Source organism: Frigoribacterium sp. CFBP 8754 (assembly GCF_014841815.1).
GTDB classification, from domain to species: Bacteria; Actinomycetota; Actinomycetes; order Actinomycetales; family Microbacteriaceae; genus Frigoribacterium; species Frigoribacterium endophyticum.
This window is the reverse complement of record NZ_JACYUO010000004.1, coordinates 54310-70050: the sequence shown is the minus strand read 5'-3', so window position 1 is coordinate 70050 and position 15741 is coordinate 54310. Positions and strand designations below refer to the sequence as shown.

The window sequence follows — 15741 nt, the reverse complement described above, 5'->3', positions numbered from 1 at the left end:
GCCGAGGCGAGTAACGTTGACGACGACGTAGGCGCCACGCGCTGACGTCCTGGTCGTCTCGCCTCCGGCGGTCCCTGCCCGTGAAGCTCAGCGCGGGAGGCGCGACGACCCCGGGCCGTGCACCTCAGGGTGCACGGCCCGTCCTCGTCTCCGGGCCGCGCCGCGGGCCCCTCCCTGGGAGAACGACGGGCCCCTCGCCACCGTCGCCGGCCCTAGCTAGACTCTCTAGCATGCCCGACAGGTCAGCCCCGATCTACGACGCCTCCGGCTACTGGTACTCCAGCAGCAATGAGGAGCGCGGCGTCGAAGTGCTCAACGCCCTGCGCCGCTACCGTGCGGCCGAGTCCGAGATGCGCCGTCGCACGCGCACCTCGATGAAGATGGGCGAGACCGACCTCGCGGCCGTCCGCTTCCTCCTCCGTGCCCAGCGCCGCAGCGAGACCGTCAGCGCCAAAGAACTGGCCGACCACCTCGGCATCACCTCCGCCTCGACCTCGGTGCTCATCAACCGCCTCGTGCGCAGCGGGCACATGGAGCGCCACTCGCACCCGACCGACAAGCGCGGAGTCCTGCTCACGGCCACCGGCGACTCGAACAGCGAGGTGCGCGCCACGATGGCGAGCATGCACACGCGGATGATCAGCGCGGCCGAGTCGCTCACCGCCGACGAGTCGGCGGCCGTCGTGGGCTTCCTCCGCGACATGACCTCCGCGATCGAGATCGACGACCACGGCGTCGACGGGCCCGCCGGCCAGGGGCACGACGCGACGACCGCGGCGCCGGCCGCCGTGGCCGCACACCCGCACGTCGCCTTCCGCGAGACCGAGAACGCCTGACCCGCTGACCCGTGCGGCCGGGCGCCCCGCTCTGCTCGGCCGCGCCGCGCCGCTCAGCTCGCCGTGGCCGCTTCGGGGCCCGGCTCGGTGGCCGGCGGCTCCGCGACGACGAACTCCGCCGACGGGAGCCGTCGACGCATCACGGCCACCGCCTCCTCGTTGCTGTCGACGAGCACGTAGCGGCGCCCCAGGGCGTCGGCCACGGCACCGGTCGTGCCGCTGCCGGCGAAGAAGTCGAGCACCCAGTCGCCCTCGCGCGACGAGGCCTGCACGATGCGGCGCAGCACGCCCTCGGGCTTCTGCGTGGGGTAGCCGGTCTTCTCGCGGCCGGTCGGCGACACGATCGTGTGCCACCAGACGTCGGTCGGCAGCTTGCCCCGCGCGACCTTCTCGGGGGTGACGAGCCCGGGCGCCATGTAGGGCTCCCGGTCGACCGTCTCGGAGTCGAAGTGGTACGCCGAGGCGTCCTTCACGTAGACGAGGATCGTGTCGTGCTTCGTCGGCCAGCGGTTGCGGCTCTTGGCGCCGTAGTCGTAGGCCCAGATGATCTCGTTGAGGAACGACTCGCGGCCGAAGAGCGCGTCGAGGAGCACCTTCGCGTAGTGGGCCTCGCGGTAGTCGAGGTGCAGGTAGAGCGTGCCGTCGCGGGCGAGCAGGCGCCAGGCCTCGGCGAGGCGCGGCTCGAGGAACGACCAGTAGTCGTCGAAGTGGTCGTCGTAGCGCATCAGGTCGCCGCGGATCCGCTCGTAGCCTCGCCCCTTGAAACCGGTCACGGCGGTGACCGACCCCTCCACGCTGCGGATCGAGGTCGTCGAGCGCCGCTGCTGCGGCCGCCCGGTGTTGAACGGCGGATCGAGGTAGACGACCGTGAAGGCGCCGTCGGGCAGCTGACGGGTCGCGTCGAGGTTGTCGCCGTGGACCACGAGGCTCGGGGAGTCACGGGTCCAGTCGACGGGCATGGTCACCATTCTGTCGTGCCGGGCAGCGGCCAGTTCACCGGGCGTAGGGTCGCCGGATGAGCATCACCGTCGAGAACCGCCCCCAGCAGTCCCAGTACGCCCTCGTCGAGGACGGCGAGACCGTCGGCTTCGCCGCCTACGACGTCGTCGGCGACGAGATCCGCTTCACCCACACCGAGATCGAGCCCAGCCGTCGCTCGGCCGGCCTCGGCGCGCAGCTCGTGCAGGGCGCCCTCGACGACGTGCGCGCCGAGACCTCGCTGCGCGTCGTGCCGCTCTGCCCGTTCGTCGCCGACTGGGTCGACGAGCACGTCGACTACCAGGAGCTGCTGGCCCGCTGACCCCGGTCGCCGACCCGCGACTCCCCCCGGCTCTCGGAGCTGCGCCCGCCGGGCACGCTCGCGGGGCTCAGGTCACGGGACCCGGCGGAGCCACTCGGGCGTGGCGAACTTCGTCGTCACGAGCTGCTCGGCGGCCTCGAGCTCGGCCTCGGTGACGTGGCCGGTCGTGGCGCCGTAGAGGCCCGTGAAGGTCTGCTTCATGCGCTCGATGATCTCGGCGCGGGGCAGGCCGGTCTGGCTGCGGAGCGGGTCGACGCGCTTGGCGGCGCTCGTGGTGCCCTTGTCGCTCATCTTCTCGCGGCCGATGCGGAGCACCTTCACCATCTTCTCGCCGTCCATGTCGTACGACATGGTCGCGTGGTGCAGCAGCGCGCCGTTGCCGAGGCGTTTCTGCGCGGCCCCGCCGATCTTGCCATTGGCGCTCGTGATGTCGTTCAGCGGCTGGTAGAACGCGTCGATGCCGAGCGACTTCAGCGCCGTGATGACCCACTCGTCGAGGTAGGCGTAGCTGTCGGCGAAGCTCATGCCCTGCACGAGCTCGCCGGGCGCGTAGAGCGAGTAGGTGACGATCGACTGCGCGTCCATGAACATGGCGCCGCCGCCGCTGATGCGGCGGACGACCTCGAAGCCGTGCTCCTCGGCCGCGTCGAGGTCGACCTCGTTGCGGAGCGACTGGAAGCTGCCGATGACGACGGCCGGCTGCTCCCACTCCCAGAAGCGCAGGGTGGGGCCGCGACGGCCGGCCCCGACCTCCTCGGTGAGCACCTGGTCGAGGGCGAGGTGCATGTTCGGCGACACGGGGGCGTCGTGGATGATCTGCCACTCGTGGTCGCGCCAGTCGCTCGCCTTCGACAGGCTGCGACGGATCGCCACGGCGACGGCCTCGGGCGTGAAGCCGAGCAGGACGGCGTCGTCGGGCAGCCCGGCGCGGACGGCCGCGGCGATCGTCCCGGCGTCGGACTCGACCGGCAGGCCCGTGATCGAGCGGTCGATGGCGTCGAGCGCCGTGTCGGGCTCGAGGAAGAAGTCGCCCGCGAGGCGGAACTCGGCGATGCGCCCGTCGCGCACCTCCAGGTCGACCACCACGAGCTTGCCGCCAGGGACCTTGTACTCACCGTGCATGCGAGCAGCCTATGCCTGCCGGCCGGGGCGGGCGGGGGTGTCGGCGGGCAGCAGCCCCCGGGGAGGCGCGGGTCAGCGGGGCACGCGGGCGTCCAGCCAACGGGTCAGGTCGTCGAGCACCTCGTCGCGGTTCGTCTCGCGGAAGATCTCGTGCCGTGCGCCCTGGTAGACGACGAGCTCGACGTCGGTGAGGCCGCTCCGGTTCACGTAGGCGTCGGCGAGCCTGCGCGCGCTCTCCTCCCCGCCGAGCGGGTCGTCGTCGCCGACCATGATCAGCAGCGGCACGTCGCGCTCGAGGTGCCTCGACGGGCGGCCCAGCAGGCGGAGCGTGTCGCGCCAGCCGAAGAGCTGCATCACCTTCGCGTCGACGACGAGGGGGTCGGCCGCCATCGCCTCGGCGACCGCGGGGTCGCGGCTCAGCCACTCGAAGCCGGTGTTGCCGAGGTGGGCGTGGCGCGCGTTGAGGTCGCCGCCGTTCATGCTGCCGGGCACGCGGTAGGCGGTGCCGGTGAGCACGACGGCGTCGTAGAGCGAGGCCTTCCGGTCGACGATCGCCTGGAGCATCAGCGACCCCCACGAGTGGCCGAGCGCGACGACGGGGAGGCCGGGGGCCTCGGCGCGGATGATCCCCGTCAGCTGGACCACCGCCTCCGCCGCTCCCCGCACGCCCGAGGGGCCGAGGCGCCCGAGCTTCGTGTGGTCGCCGCCGTGCTGGCCGAGACCGGTGGCGCCGTGGCCGAGGTGGTCGTCGGCGTAGACCGTCCAGCCGGCGCGGACGAGGTGCTGCGCGACCTCCTCGTAGCGGAGCGCGTGCTCGCCCACGCCGTGCATGATCTGCACCGCCCCTCGGGGGTCGGCCGCCCGCCACACGTAGTAGTGGACGGTGACGCCGTGCGCGTCGACGAACTCGAAGTCGCCCCGGGCGGCGGAGAAGGTGGGCATGCGGTCATCTTGGCACCGACCGGGGGCGGCCACGGTGCGGCGGGGCGGACGCGAGGAGGCGCGGGCCGGCTCCCGAGGGCCGGCCCGCGCCTCCTGCGCGGCGTCAGGGTCAGCTGCGCGGCGCGTCGACATCGGTGCGGACGACGCCGAACGCGGCGTCGAGGTCGACGTCGACCTCGGTGCCGTCGTCGAGCCGGACGTCGACCTCGTACGCCACGCCGCCGTCGTCGCTGCGGTCGACGTCGGTGACGGTGCCGCCGCCGGCCGCGCTGAGCGCTGCGGCGGAGGCCTGGTCGTAGTCGGCACCGGTGACGGTGTCGTCGTCGGTGCCGGTGCCGGTGCCGGTCGTGGCGTCGCCCGAGCCGCCGGCGGAGTCGTCGGTCGCGCTGCCGGAGGCGCCGTCGCGGTCGTCGTCGTCGCGGCCTCCCCGGTCGCCCCGGTCGCCCCCGCGGTCGTCGCCCGTGCGGGTCGACGTCACGGCGTAGTCGTCGTCGAGGTACACGTGCGTCTCGCCGCCGCCGGGCAGCGCGACCTCGACCTCGTAGCCGGGCAGGCCGTCGCCGATCGTGTCGACCTCGGTGACGGTGCCGCCACCGGTCTCGGCGAGCGCCGCCTCCCGGGCACGGTCGGTGGTCTGGGCCGACAGCCTGTCGTCGTCGAGGCCGGTCGCCAGGGCGACGCCGCCGCCGCCGAGCACGAGCACGGCCGCCACTCCGCCGGCGATCAGCAGGGTCTTCTTGGTGTTCTTCATGACGGTGTCTCCGTTCGTCGAGCCGCGGTGCGGCCGGTGGTCGTGGGGGTGGTCGTGGGGTGGTCGGTGCCGGTGCGGGGCGGGCCCCTCGGCGATGACCCCACTGTGCCGACCGGGCGCTGAAGCACCCCTGAAGCGACCTGAAGGGACCTTCAGCCGGCGCGGCCGCGCGCCGAGTGGTCACGATCTGCTGCTCTGGCGCGCCGCGACGCGCAGTTCGTGACCACTCGACGGGAGGCTCGGCGTCAGCCGGGGTCGGGAGCGGCGTCAGCCGGCGGGGAGGTCGACCACGAAGCGCGCGCCGCCGAGCGGAGAGTCGTCGACGCGCACCGCTCCCCCGTGCACACGGACGATCTCGGCCACGATGGCGAGCCCGAGGCCGCTGCCCCCGGCGTCGCGGTCGCGGGCCTCGTCGAGGCGGACGAAGCGCTCGAACACCCGCCCGCGGTCGGCGACGGGCACCCCGGCGCCGTCGTCGTCGACGGTCAGCACCGCCCGGCCGTCGCGCTCGACGAGGGCGAGCGCGACGGTCGAGGTGGCGTGCCGTGCGGCGTTGGCGACGAGGTTGCACACGACCTGCCCGAGCAGCGGCTCGTCGCCGACGACACGGGCGGGCCCGACGCCGGTGGCGTCGACGCGGATCGGCGAGGAGGCGCGGAGCCGCGACGCCTCCGCCACCACGAGGTCGTCGAGGTCGACGGGCCGTCGGGCCACGCCGAGCTGCCCCTCGTCGGCGCGGGCCAGCACCAGCAGGCCCTGCACCAGGGCCGTGAGGCGCGCCTCCTCGCCGAGCACGGTGCCGGCGAGGGCCTGCCCGTCGATGCTGCCGGGGTGGAGCAGCGCGACCTCCGCGTGCTGCCGGATGGTCGCCAGGGGCGTCTTGAGCTCGTGGGACGCGTCGCCGACGAAGCGCCGCTGCGCGCGGGCGGAGGCGTCGAGCCGGTCGAGCATGCCGTTCAGGGTGCGGGCCAGGCGGGCGATCTCGTCGCGCCCGCCGGGGTCGCGGAGCCGTCGGTCGAGGCGTGCGGCGGTGACCTCGTCGACCTCGCGGCGCATGGCCTCGACCGGGCGCAGGGCCCGGCCGACGACGAACCAGGTCGTCACGCCGAGCACGACCAGCGCCACGGGCACGGCGACGCCGAGCGTCACCAGGCTCGCCGCGGAGGCGGCCTGCGCCTCGTCGAGGGAGCGCGCGGCCACGACGGTGAGCTCAGCCGTGTCGGCCGCGTCGTCGTCGGCCGCGCCGGCCGCGTCGTCGTCGGCGCCCCGGCCCCCGCGGCCGGACGAGTCGTCGTCATCGTCGTCGTCGTCGTCGCGCGACGCCGACGCGGACGGCTCGCCACCCGACGACGCCCCGTCGGTCGCGCCGCCGGCGACGTCGGCGGTGTCGCGCTCGACGACGAAGGCCTCGCCGTCGAGCCGTGCCCGGCCGCCCGACGGCACGGTCGAGAGGCGGGTCGCCTCGGCGACGAGGTCGTCCTCGCCGCCGGCCGCGAGCACGGCGCCGGCGGAGTCGAGCACGACGACCAGCGTGCCGTCCGCGTCGCCGGCCACCGCGACGGCGGGCGTCTGCCCGGCCTCGAGCGCCGAGGCCACGCGCGAGACGTCCGCCTCGGCCGCCGAGCGCGGGGCGTCGTCGAGCACGGCGCGCTGCACGACCGCGAAGACGAGGGTGAAGAGGCCGAGGGTGACGGCGACGGCGAGCACGGCGGCCGCGGTGGTGCGGAGTCGCAGCGAGCCACGGCGACCACGGCGCCCGACGGGAGGGGCGTGCTCAGCCACCCCGCGACTCCAACCGGTACCCGGCCCCGCGGAGCGTGACGATCGCCTCCCGCCCGAAGGGGCGGTCGACCTTGTTGCGCAGGTGCCGCACGTACACCTCGACGATGTTGGGGTCGCCCTCGAAGTCGTCGTTCCAGACGCCGTCGAGCACCTCGCGCTTCGTGACGACGCTGCCGGCCCGTCGCATCAGGAACTCGAGCACCGCGAACTCGCGGCTCGTCAGGTCGACGAGCGCGTCGCCGCGGTGCACGGTGCGGGCCGCGGGGTCGAGCCGCAGGTCGCCGGCCTCGAGCACGACGGGCCGCTCGCGGGCGCCGCGCCGCACGAGGGCGCGCAGCCGGGCGAGCAGCACGGCGAACGAGAACGGCTTGGTGAGGTAGTCGTCGGCGCCGGTGTCGAGGGCCTCGACCTGGTCCCACTCGCCGTCCTTCGCCGTGAGCATGATGACGGGGGTCCAGTCGCCGCCCTCGCGCATGGCGCGGCAGACGGCGTAGCCGCTCATGCCGGGCAGCATGATGTCGAGCACGACGACGTCGTAGCTGCCCTCGCGGGTGCGCCAGAGGGCGTCGGTGCCGGTGCCGGCCACGTCGACGGCCATGCCCTCGGCCTCGAGCCCGACCCGCAGGCCCTCGGCCAGGGTCGCCTGGTCCTCGACGACGAGCACGCGCACGGCCGGCTCCCTCCCCGCGGGCGCCCTGCCCACGCGCCCAGTCTGGCGGGCGAGCGCTGAACCGGCGCTGAAGCGGCGGCGGGGCCGGCGTCGCACGGTCTGCCACGGCCGGCGGGTCGGTGTCATCGCGGGTGGCCGCACCTCGAGGTTCGGCGGGTCGCCGTCCTCCTGGGCGGGCCGGCGCCCACCCGCCGACGAGGACACGGACCCGCCGCACCGCGCAGCGAGCCCGAGGCCCCCGGGGAGGCGCGGGTCAGTGCGCCGAGTAGCCGCCGTCGACGAGGTGGTAGCTGCCGGAGATGAACGACGCCTCCGGGCTGAGGAGGAACAGCACCAGCGCGGCGACCTCGGCGTCGGTGCCGAGGCGGCCGGCGGCGTGCTGCTGCTCGAGCGCGGTGAGCGCCTCGCCGGAGAGCGACGCGCGCACGAGGGGCGTGTCGATGAAGCCGGGGCCGACCGCGTTCGTGCGGACGCCGCGGGCGGTGTACTCGAGCGCCGCGACCTTGGTCAGGCCGACCAGGGCGTGCTTGCTCGTGACGTAGGCCGCGTTCTGGGCCAGGCCGACCGTGCCGAGCACCGAGCTCATGTTGACGACGGCCCCGCCGCCGGCCTCGACGATGGCGGGCAGCTGGTAGCGGAGGCCGTAGAAGACACCGTCGAGGTCGACGCTGCGCACGCGGTCCCACGTGGCGACGTCGTACTCGCCGATGTCGGCCGGGGCGCCCGCGATGCCGGCGTTGTTCACGGCGAGGTGCAGGGCGCCGTAGGTCGCCTTCGCGAACTCGACGGCGGCGTCGGACTGCTCGGCGACGGCGGTGTTCTGCTCGAAGGCGGTCGCGGCGCCGCCCGCGGCGACGATCTCGTCGACGACCGACTGCGCGGCGTCCAGCTTGATGTCGGTGACGACGACGGAGGCGCCCTCGGCGGCGAGCGCCCGCGAGATCTCGGCGCCGATGCCGCTTCCTCCGCCGGTGACGATCGCGGTCTTGTCGGTGAACCTGGCCATGGTGGTCCTTCTTCCTTCTGCGGCGTCGTCGCGCCGGCGTCCTGGCGCCCCTCGGGGCCCTGTCGTGGGGGCTCGTCGTCGAGCCGTCCACGACGATACGCCTGCATCGACCGATCCTCAACAGGTGTCGTCGATCTGCCTGAGATGTTTACTTAGCCGAGCTAACTGCTCATACTGGAGGGCGATGACCGACGTGACTCCCGCCTCCCCCGCTCCCCCCTCCGCCGCTGCCCCGCTCCGTGCGCTGCCGCACGCCCAGCTGGCCACGACGGTGCGCGGGTCGGTGCTGAGGCTGGCGCGGCGCCTCCGCCAGCAGAAGGCCGAAGCCGACGTGAGCGACGCGCAGATGGCGGCGCTCGGCTGGGTCTACCAGTCGCAGCCGCTGACCATCGGCGCCCTCACCGAGCACGAGGGCGTGACGCCGCCGTCGATGAACCGCACCGTCGGCAAGCTCGTCGAGGCCGGCCTGTTGGCGCGCCGGGTCGACGAGGCCGACCGTCGACGCGTCGTGCTCGAGACGACGCCGGCGGGGTCCGCGTTCGTGGTCGAGACGCGCCGCCGTCGCGACGCCTGGCTCGCGCCCCGGCTCGCCGCCCTCACCCCCGACGAGCGCCGCACGCTGGCCGACGCGACCGAGATCCTGCGGAAGCTGACCCTCTCGTGAGCGCCATGTTCCGCTCGTTGCGGCTCTACAACTACCGGCTCTGGTCGGCCGGGGCGCTCGTCTCGAACACCGGCACCTGGATGCAGTCGACCGCCCAGGACTGGCTCGTGCTCACGCACCTCACCGACCACGACGCGACGGCCGTGGGCATCACGATGGCGCTGCAGTTCGCGCCGCCGATCCTCCTCGTGCCGGTCACCGGGCTGATCGCCGACCGCTTCGACCGGCGGCGCATGCTGATGCTGACGCAGGCGACGATGGGGCTGCTCGGGCTCGCGCTCGGCCTCCTCGTGCTGACCGACGTCGCCCAGCTCTGGATGGTCTGGGTCTTCGCGCTGCTGCTCGGCACGGCGAACGCGATCGACGCGCCCATCCGCCAGAGCTTCGTCTCGGAGCTCGTCCCGCCGGGGCACCTGGCCAACGCCGTCTCGCTGAACTCGGCCTCGTTCAACGCCGCGCGCCTCCTCGGCCCCGCGGTCGCCGGCGTGCTGATCGCGGGGGTCGGCACGGGCTGGGTGTTCCTGATCAACGCGGCGTCGTTCGCGGCGGTGCTGGTCTCGCTGCGGTTCATCCGGGTGTCGCAGCTCGAGGCGAAGCCCCGGGTGTCGCGGGCGAAGGGCCAGATCAGGGAGGGGTTCCGCTACGTGCGCGGCCGCCCCGACCTCCTGGTGATCTTCGCCGTGATCTTCGTGATCGGCACCTTCGGCCTGAACTTCCCGATCTTCACCTCGACGATGGCGAGCGTCGAGTTCGGCGTCGACGCCAGCGGCTTCGGCCTGCTGTCGTCGTGCATCGCGGTCGGCTCGCTGGCGGGCGCCCTGCTCTCGGCCCGGCGGGAGCGGCCGCGGATGCGCGTGCTGGTGCTCGCGGCCTTCGCCTTCGGCGTGACCTGCACGGTCGCGGCGCTGATGCCGACGTACTGGAGCTTCGCCGCCGTGCTCGTCACCGTGGGCCTCTCGTCGATCACGCTGATGACGACAGCGAACGGCTCGGTGCAGCTGTCGGCGGCCCCGGAGATGCGCGGTCGCGTGATGGCCCTCTACATGGCGATCTTCACGGGAGGCACCCCGCTCGGCGCCCCGATCGTCGGCTGGGTCGCCGACACCCTCGGCCCGCGCTGGGCCATCGGCGTCGGCGCGAGCGCCGGCTACGTGGCGGGCGGCCTCGCGCTGGCGTGGCTTATCCGCCGCCAGCACCTGCGGCTGCGCCGCGGCGGGTCGGTGCTGCACCCGCGCTTCCGGGTCGAGCACGACGGCGACGGACTCCGCGAACAGCGCGAGGAGACCGCCGAGGCGATGGCGGCCGACGAGGCCGCTGTCCGCCAGACGACGTAGCGACCGGCCGGGCCGCCGCGCGGTCGCTGTGGGGCGTACGCTCCCCGGCACGAGCAACCGGGTCGTCGACCGACGAGCCGAGCGACTCGGCGGCGGAGGGCCGGCCATGGGCAGAGCGACGGTCAGCGGCGTCGTGGCGATCGCCACCACGACCGTGGGAGGCGCGCTGGGCCTCGTCGTGCTCGCTCGCCTCGACCGCACGGCCGGCTCCGGAGCCGAGGCCGGCGGCGTCGCCACGGCGCTGACTCCCCTCACGACGACGGGCGCCGGGGCCGCCGCGACCCCGGTCGCCGCGGTGCCGTCGGCCGCGGCGACGGCCGGTGCCGGCGCGGCCGCGACGCCCGGTGCGGTCGACGGCACGGGCGCCGCGGGCACCTCCGTCGTCACCCCGCTGGCCGGCGGCGACTACGTCGGGGTGGCCCTGGCGCTGCTCGCGGCGGCCGTCGTGGTCGGCGGGCTCGTCGTGCTGCTCGTCGCCCTCGCGGACCGCGTGCTCGCCGACAGCCCGGACGGGTCGACGTTCGGCCGACGCCCGAGGTCCACGCCTCCGCGGGTGGCTTCGGCGGTCGGGGCGACGACCGGGGGCGCCGCACCGGCAGCCGCCCCGGCGGGCGACCCGCCAGCAACGCTGATCCACTCCCGAGTGGATCAGCCGCCTGCGCCGGCGACCCCGCAGCACGACTGACCCGTCGCGCGTCGGCTCACCCGTCCCGCCGCCGCCCGCCCGCCTCCCCGAGGCCGACCCGGGCGTCTAGGCTCCCGGGGTGCCCACCTCGCCGCGCCCCCGCCGTCACCGCGCGGTCCGCGCCGCGCTGCTGCTGCTCGTCTCCGCCGTCGTCGCCACCGCCGTCGCCGGGTGCGCGGCGAGCGCGCCGCAGGCGCCTCCTCCCGGAGCGACCTTCGACTACCAGCTCGGTGCCGCCTACGACCCCCCGGCCGGCACCGACGTCGTCGTGCGCGACAGCACGGCCGAGCCCGCCTCCGGCGCCTACGGGGTCTGCTACGTGAACGGGTTCCAGACCCAGCCGGGCGTGGACTGGCCCGACGAGCTCCTCGTGCACCGCGCCTCCGGCGAGCTGCTCGTCGACCCCGGGTGGCCCGACGAGCACCTGTTCGACCTCGCCCGCCCCGAGACGAGGGCCACGGTCGCGGCGCGCATGACGGCCACGATCGAGGGCTGCGCCGACGACGGCTACGACGCCGTCGAGTTCGACAACCTCGACTCGTACAGCCGCTCGGAGGGCGCCTTCGGCCTCGACGACGCCGTCGCCTACGCGACGCTGCTCGTCGACCGGGCGCACGCCGTCGGGCTGGCCGCCGCGCAGAAGAACACGGCCGAGCTGGAGTCGCGGGGCCGGGACGAGGTCGGCTTCGACTTCGCGGTCGTCGAGGAGTGCGACGCCTACGACGAGTGCCCCGCCTTCACCGAGGTGTACGGCGACCGGGTGCTCGCGGTCGAGTACTCGGACGAGCTGCGTGACACGTTCGCCGACACCTGCGGCCGGGCGACGACCCCTGCGAGCACCGTCCTCCGCGATCGCGACCTCGTGGGGCCCGACGACCCCGGCTACGTGTTCGAGCGGTGCTGACGGGCGCCCGTCCGCTCACGCCTCGCGCGTGATCTCCACCGTGACGAAGAGCGACGACGCCCCCGACCCCGCGTAGACGCCGCGCAGCGGCGGCACGTCGCGGTAGTCGCGGCCCTGGCCGACGACCACGTGCCGCTCGCCGATGTCGATGAGGTTCGTCGGGTCGTAGCCGTGCCAGGTGCCGCAGAAGTACTCGACCCACGCATGCGACTCGCCCACGATCGTCTCGCGCAGCTCGGCCGAGGGCTTCGGGTGCAGGTAGCCGCTGACGTAGCGGGCCGGGATGCCCGCCGAGCGGAGGGCCCCGATCGTCACGTGGGCGATGTCCTGGCAGACGCCGGCCCGGGCGGCCCAGCTCTCGGCGGCGGTGGTCTTCACGTTCGTGACCCCGGGCAGGTACGACACCGCGCCTCCCACGGCCCGGCAGATCGCGAGGGCCGCCTCGCAGGGCGCCGCCGAGCCCCGCGCCTCGGCCGCGAGCGCGACGAGGTCGTCGGGCGGCGTCGTCAGCGGCGTCTGCTCGAGGTGCTCGACGAACGGGGCGGTGGCGCCCGCGACGCGCGCGAGGTCGTCCCAGCCCATGCTCGTGTCGGGGTGCGCGACGGGCCGGACCTCGACGAGCGACGTCGCGGTCAGCGACAGCTGCCGGTGCGGCAGCAGCACCTCGAACGACGAGACGCGCGTGCCCCAGTAGTCGACGTACTCGTGCGAGGCCGCGACGGGCTCGATGCGCAGGTGCGACGAGAGCACGTACTGGCCCTCGGTGTGCGCCGGCAGCATGCGGGCCTCGTTGTAGCTGGCCACCGCCTCCCCGGCGTACGAGAACCCGGTCAGGTGCCGGATGCGCAGGCGGCTCACGCGCGGCCGCCCACCCAGGTCGGTGCCGCGCTGGTCGGGAAGTACCGCTGGCGGATCGCCTCGGAGGCCGCGCTCGTCGCCGCCTGCACGCTGTCCATGTGGCCGGGCAGGTCGTCGAGGATCTCGCCGATGGGCCGGTACTCGAGCTCGCTGCGCATCTGGCCGAGGATGCGCACCCCGCTGTCGGAGGCCGCCACCCGGTGGTTCGTCGGCTCGACCTCGCGGAGGCACATCTCGGCGCGGCTCACCGCGAACAGGACGCTGCGCGGGAAGAGGCGGTCGAGCAGGAGGAACTCGGCCGCGTTGCGGGCGCTCGGCACGCCCCGGTAGGTGCGCAGGTAGGCCTCGTAGGCGCCGCAGGAGCGGAGGATGGTCGTCCACGACGGGCCGGACGCCTCGGTGAGCGTGCGCGTCGCGAGCAGGCGGGCGGTCATGTCGGCCCGCTCGATCGACCGGCCGAGGGTGAAGAAGTGCCAGACCTCGTCGCGGCTCGTGGCGCTCTCGATGATGCCGACGGCGAGGGCGCTGCGCTCGCGCACCCAACCGAAGAACTCGTGCACCTTGTCGCCGGCCACCTTGCGGGGCATGCGCGCCCTCGTGGTGTTCAGCGACTCCCACAGCTCGGTCGAGACGATCTCGCGGGCCCGTCGCGCGTTCTCGCGGGCGGCGCCGAGCGAGTACGCGATCGAGGCGGGGTTGTGCCGATCGACGGCGAGCATCGCGAGCACGTCGGCGCGGGTCAGCGACACGTCGGCGGGGGCCTCGCTGCCCATCACCGCGAGGAGGCTGCGGCACGCGGCGTCCTCCTCGATCCACGGGTCCTCGAGCAGCAGCTGCAGGTGCACGTCGAGGATGCGCGCGGTGCCGTCGGAGCGTTCGATGTACCGACCGATCCAGAAGAGGCTCTCGGCGATGCGGCTCAGCATGATTCCCTCTCGGTGGTGGCGCGGTCGTCGTTCGGTCGTTGCTGTCGCTGTCGCTGTTGCTGTTGCTGCTGCTGCTGCTGGACGTGCTCCTGCTGCTGCTGGGCCTGCTGGTCGTTGCGGGGGTCGTCCTGCGGAGCGTGGTCGGGGCTGTGGTCGGCGACCGCCGGGGCGCCCGCCTCCGTGGCGCTCACGATCGGGATCGCGGCCGTGGGCGTCGTCTGCTCGGCGATGAGGGCGCTGACGTCGTGGCCGGCCCAGGCGTTGACGTCGCCGCCGACGATCCAGGTGTCCTTCGAGCCGCCGCCCTGGCTGCTGTTGACGACGAGCTGCCCCTCGGGCAGCGCGACCCGGGTGAGACCGCCGGGCAGCACCCAGACGTCGTCGCCGTCGTGCACCGCGAAGGGCCGCAGGTCGGCGTGCCGGGGCCGCAGCCCCTCGTCGACGAGGGTCGGGATGGTGCTCAGCTGCACGACCGGCTGCGCGATCCAGCCGCGGGGGTCGCGCTGCAGGCGGGTGCGCAGCTCGTCGAGCTCGCGGCGGCTCGCGGCCGGGCCGACGACGAGGCCCTTGCCGCCCGAGCCGTCGACCGGCTTCACGACGAGCTCGTCGAGGCGGTCGAGCACCTCCTCGAGGGCGCCCGGGTCCTCCAGCCGCCACGTGTCGACGTTCGGCAGCAGCGCCTCCTCGCCCAGGTAGTAGCGGATCAGCTCGGGCAGGTACGTGTAGACGAGCTTGTCGTCGGCGACGCCGTTGCCCACCGCGTTCGCGATGGTCACGGTGCCGAGGCGCGCCGCCATCAGCAGGCCCGGCGAGCCGAGCACCGAGTCGGCGCGGAACTGCAGCGGGTCGAGGAACTCGTCGTCGACCCGGCGGTAGATGACGTCGACCCGCTCGGGGCCGCCGGTGGTGCGCATGAACACGCGGCCGCCGGAGCAGTAGAGGTCACGGCCCTCGACGAGCTCGACGCCCATCAGCCGGGCCAGCAGCGTGTGCTCGTAGTAGGCGCTGTTGAAGACGCCGGGGGTCAGCACGACCACCGTCGGCTCGTCGACGCCCGACGGTGCGCTCTTCTTCAGGGCCGCGAGGAGGCGGTTGGGGTAGTCGCCCACCGGCCGCACCCGCATCGACACGAAGAGCTCGGGCAGGGTCTGTGCCATCACCCGCCGGTTCGAGATCACGTAGCTGACGCCGGACGGCACCCGCACGTTGTCCTCGAGGACGCGCCACGCGCCGGCCTCGTCGCGCACCAGGTCGATGCCGCTGACCTGGATGCGCGCGCCGCCCGAGGGCTCGATGCCCGCGGCCTGCCGGTGGAAGTGCGACGACGAGGTGATCAGCCGCGCCGGGATGACCCCGTCGGCCACGGCCCGCTGCGCGCCGTACACGTCGGAGAGGAAGGCCTCGAGCGCCCGCACCCGCTGCGCGACGCCCTTCTCGACCGAGGCCCACTCGGGCTGCTCGATCACGCGCGGCACGGCGTCGAGGGGGAAGGGGCGCTCCTCGCCGGCGAAGTCGAAGGTGACGCCCTGGGCGAGGTACGAGTCGGCCAGCGCGGCGGTACGGTGCCGCAGGTCGTCCTGCGTCATGCCCTCGAGCGTCGCGTGGATCTCGTGGTACGCCCGGCGCGGGGTGCCGTCTCGCTCGAACATCTCGTCCCAGGCGCGCGCGGGCGGCGTGCGGTCGGCGGCCTGCCGGGCCGCGGCCTGGCGGGCGCCCGAGCCGACGCCGAGGGCCCCGGCGGCGGCTCGCAGGCCCCCGCCGCGACGGCTGCCCGGGTCGGCCGTGGCCGCGTATCCGTCGAAGAGGTCTCCCATGGCTCGACGGTATCCACGGGGTGTTGCGGGGGTGTTTCCGCGGCGTTGCACGCGGGGACGAGCTCGCTGTGGGGGTGCCGAGCGAGCGGGCGGCGGCCCGGACGCTGGCGCGGCGGCCTCTGCCGCACCGACACCGCGGCGCCGTCC

Annotated in this window: 16 protein-coding genes; 6 read left to right on the top strand and 10 right to left on the bottom strand. The window is 74.3% G+C overall.

The features are described from left to right. Window positions 1-230 precede the first annotated feature (230 nt). A complete protein-coding gene (locus IFT72_RS12205; protein ID WP_197981490.1) occupies window positions 231-836 on the top strand; it encodes a MarR family winged helix-turn-helix transcriptional regulator in 606 nt (201 codons plus the stop codon). A 53-nt stretch (window positions 837-889) separates the two neighbouring features. Here the strand turns inward: IFT72_RS12205 and IFT72_RS12200 are convergent, their stop codons facing one another. After that, a complete protein-coding gene (locus IFT72_RS12200; protein WP_371741286.1) occupies window positions 890-1804 on the bottom strand; it encodes a site-specific DNA-methyltransferase in 915 nt (304 codons plus the stop codon). 47 nt (window positions 1805-1851) lie between these two features. Here IFT72_RS12200 and IFT72_RS12195 point away from each other — a divergent pair, with 47 nt between their 5' ends. Further along, complete coding sequence (locus IFT72_RS12195) at window positions 1852-2136, top strand: GNAT family N-acetyltransferase (protein WP_056052050.1); 285 nt, start codon at window positions 1852-1854, stop codon at window positions 2134-2136. Window positions 2137-2208: 72 nt separating this feature from the next. On the opposite strand, the gene IFT72_RS12190 is transcribed toward IFT72_RS12195, so the two are convergent. The 6 genes from IFT72_RS12190 to IFT72_RS12165 all read right to left on the bottom strand — a co-directional run bounded on the left by IFT72_RS12190 (window position 2209) and on the right by IFT72_RS12165 (window position 8409). After that, window positions 2209-3258, bottom strand: coding sequence for a biotin/lipoate A/B protein ligase family protein (locus IFT72_RS12190; RefSeq protein WP_192046607.1), 1050 nt, complete (start codon window positions 3256-3258; stop codon window positions 2209-2211). A 72-nt stretch (window positions 3259-3330) separates the two neighbouring features. Beyond that, complete coding sequence (locus IFT72_RS12185; RefSeq protein ID WP_192046606.1) at window positions 3331-4200, bottom strand: alpha/beta fold hydrolase; 870 nt, start codon at window positions 4198-4200, stop codon at window positions 3331-3333. Between the two features lie 109 nt (window positions 4201-4309). Next, window positions 4310-4951 (bottom strand): PepSY domain-containing protein, encoded by a 642-nt coding sequence (locus IFT72_RS12180; protein ID WP_192046605.1) that lies wholly within the window; start codon window positions 4949-4951, stop codon window positions 4310-4312. Window positions 4952-5218: 267 nt separating this feature from the next. Continuing rightward, window positions 5219-6733, bottom strand: a complete 1515-nt coding sequence (locus IFT72_RS12175) for an ATP-binding protein (protein ID WP_371741285.1) — start codon at window positions 6731-6733, stop codon at window positions 5219-5221. Next, window positions 6726-7403 (bottom strand): response regulator transcription factor, encoded by a 678-nt coding sequence (locus tag IFT72_RS12170; protein WP_167257897.1) that lies wholly within the window; start codon window positions 7401-7403, stop codon window positions 6726-6728. Before IFT72_RS12170 ends, IFT72_RS12175 begins: the two co-directional genes overlap by 8 nt. A gap of 253 nt (window positions 7404-7656) precedes the next feature. Continuing rightward, window positions 7657-8409 (bottom strand): SDR family NAD(P)-dependent oxidoreductase, encoded by a 753-nt coding sequence (locus IFT72_RS12165; protein ID WP_192046604.1) that lies wholly within the window; start codon window positions 8407-8409, stop codon window positions 7657-7659. A 184-nt stretch (window positions 8410-8593) separates the two neighbouring features. Here IFT72_RS12165 and IFT72_RS12160 point away from each other — a divergent pair, with 184 nt between their 5' ends. The 4 genes from IFT72_RS12160 (at window position 8594) to IFT72_RS12145 (ending at window position 11996) form a co-directional block, all read left to right on the top strand. Next, a complete protein-coding gene (locus tag IFT72_RS12160; RefSeq protein WP_082514130.1) occupies window positions 8594-9073 on the top strand; it encodes a MarR family winged helix-turn-helix transcriptional regulator in 480 nt (159 codons plus the stop codon). Continuing rightward, on the top strand, window positions 9070-10407 hold the full coding sequence (locus IFT72_RS12155) for an MFS transporter (protein ID WP_185231214.1): 1338 nt from the start codon (window positions 9070-9072) through the stop codon (window positions 10405-10407). The genes IFT72_RS12160 and IFT72_RS12155 overlap by 4 nt, the downstream gene beginning before the upstream one ends. A gap of 106 nt (window positions 10408-10513) precedes the next feature. Next, on the top strand, window positions 10514-11092 hold the full coding sequence (locus IFT72_RS12150) for a hypothetical protein (protein ID WP_192046603.1): 579 nt from the start codon (window positions 10514-10516) through the stop codon (window positions 11090-11092). Window positions 11093-11171: 79 nt separating this feature from the next. After that, entirely contained in the window at window positions 11172-11996 is an 825-nt protein-coding gene (locus tag IFT72_RS12145; RefSeq protein WP_192046602.1) for an endo alpha-1,4 polygalactosaminidase, read from the top strand. Window positions 11997-12011: 15 nt separating this feature from the next. Here the strand turns inward: IFT72_RS12145 and IFT72_RS12140 are convergent, their stop codons facing one another. The 3 genes from IFT72_RS12140 to IFT72_RS12130 are packed head-to-tail and all read right to left on the bottom strand — an operon-like array spanning window position 12012 to window position 15594. Beyond that, window positions 12012-12854 carry a transglutaminase family protein gene (locus IFT72_RS12140; protein ID WP_056052028.1) on the bottom strand — a complete coding sequence of 281 codons (843 nt, stop codon included), beginning with the start codon at window positions 12852-12854 and terminating at the stop codon, window positions 12012-12014. Then, on the bottom strand, window positions 12851-13780 hold the full coding sequence (locus IFT72_RS12135; protein WP_167257887.1) for an alpha-E domain-containing protein: 930 nt from the start codon (window positions 13778-13780) through the stop codon (window positions 12851-12853). Before IFT72_RS12135 ends, IFT72_RS12140 begins: the two co-directional genes overlap by 4 nt. Further along, window positions 13774-15594: a circularly permuted type 2 ATP-grasp protein gene (locus IFT72_RS12130; RefSeq protein ID WP_244634507.1), complete on the bottom strand. Its 1821-nt coding sequence runs from the start codon at window positions 15592-15594 to the stop codon at window positions 13774-13776. The genes IFT72_RS12135 and IFT72_RS12130 overlap by 7 nt, the downstream gene beginning before the upstream one ends. Between the last annotated feature and the right edge of the window lie 147 nt (window positions 15595-15741).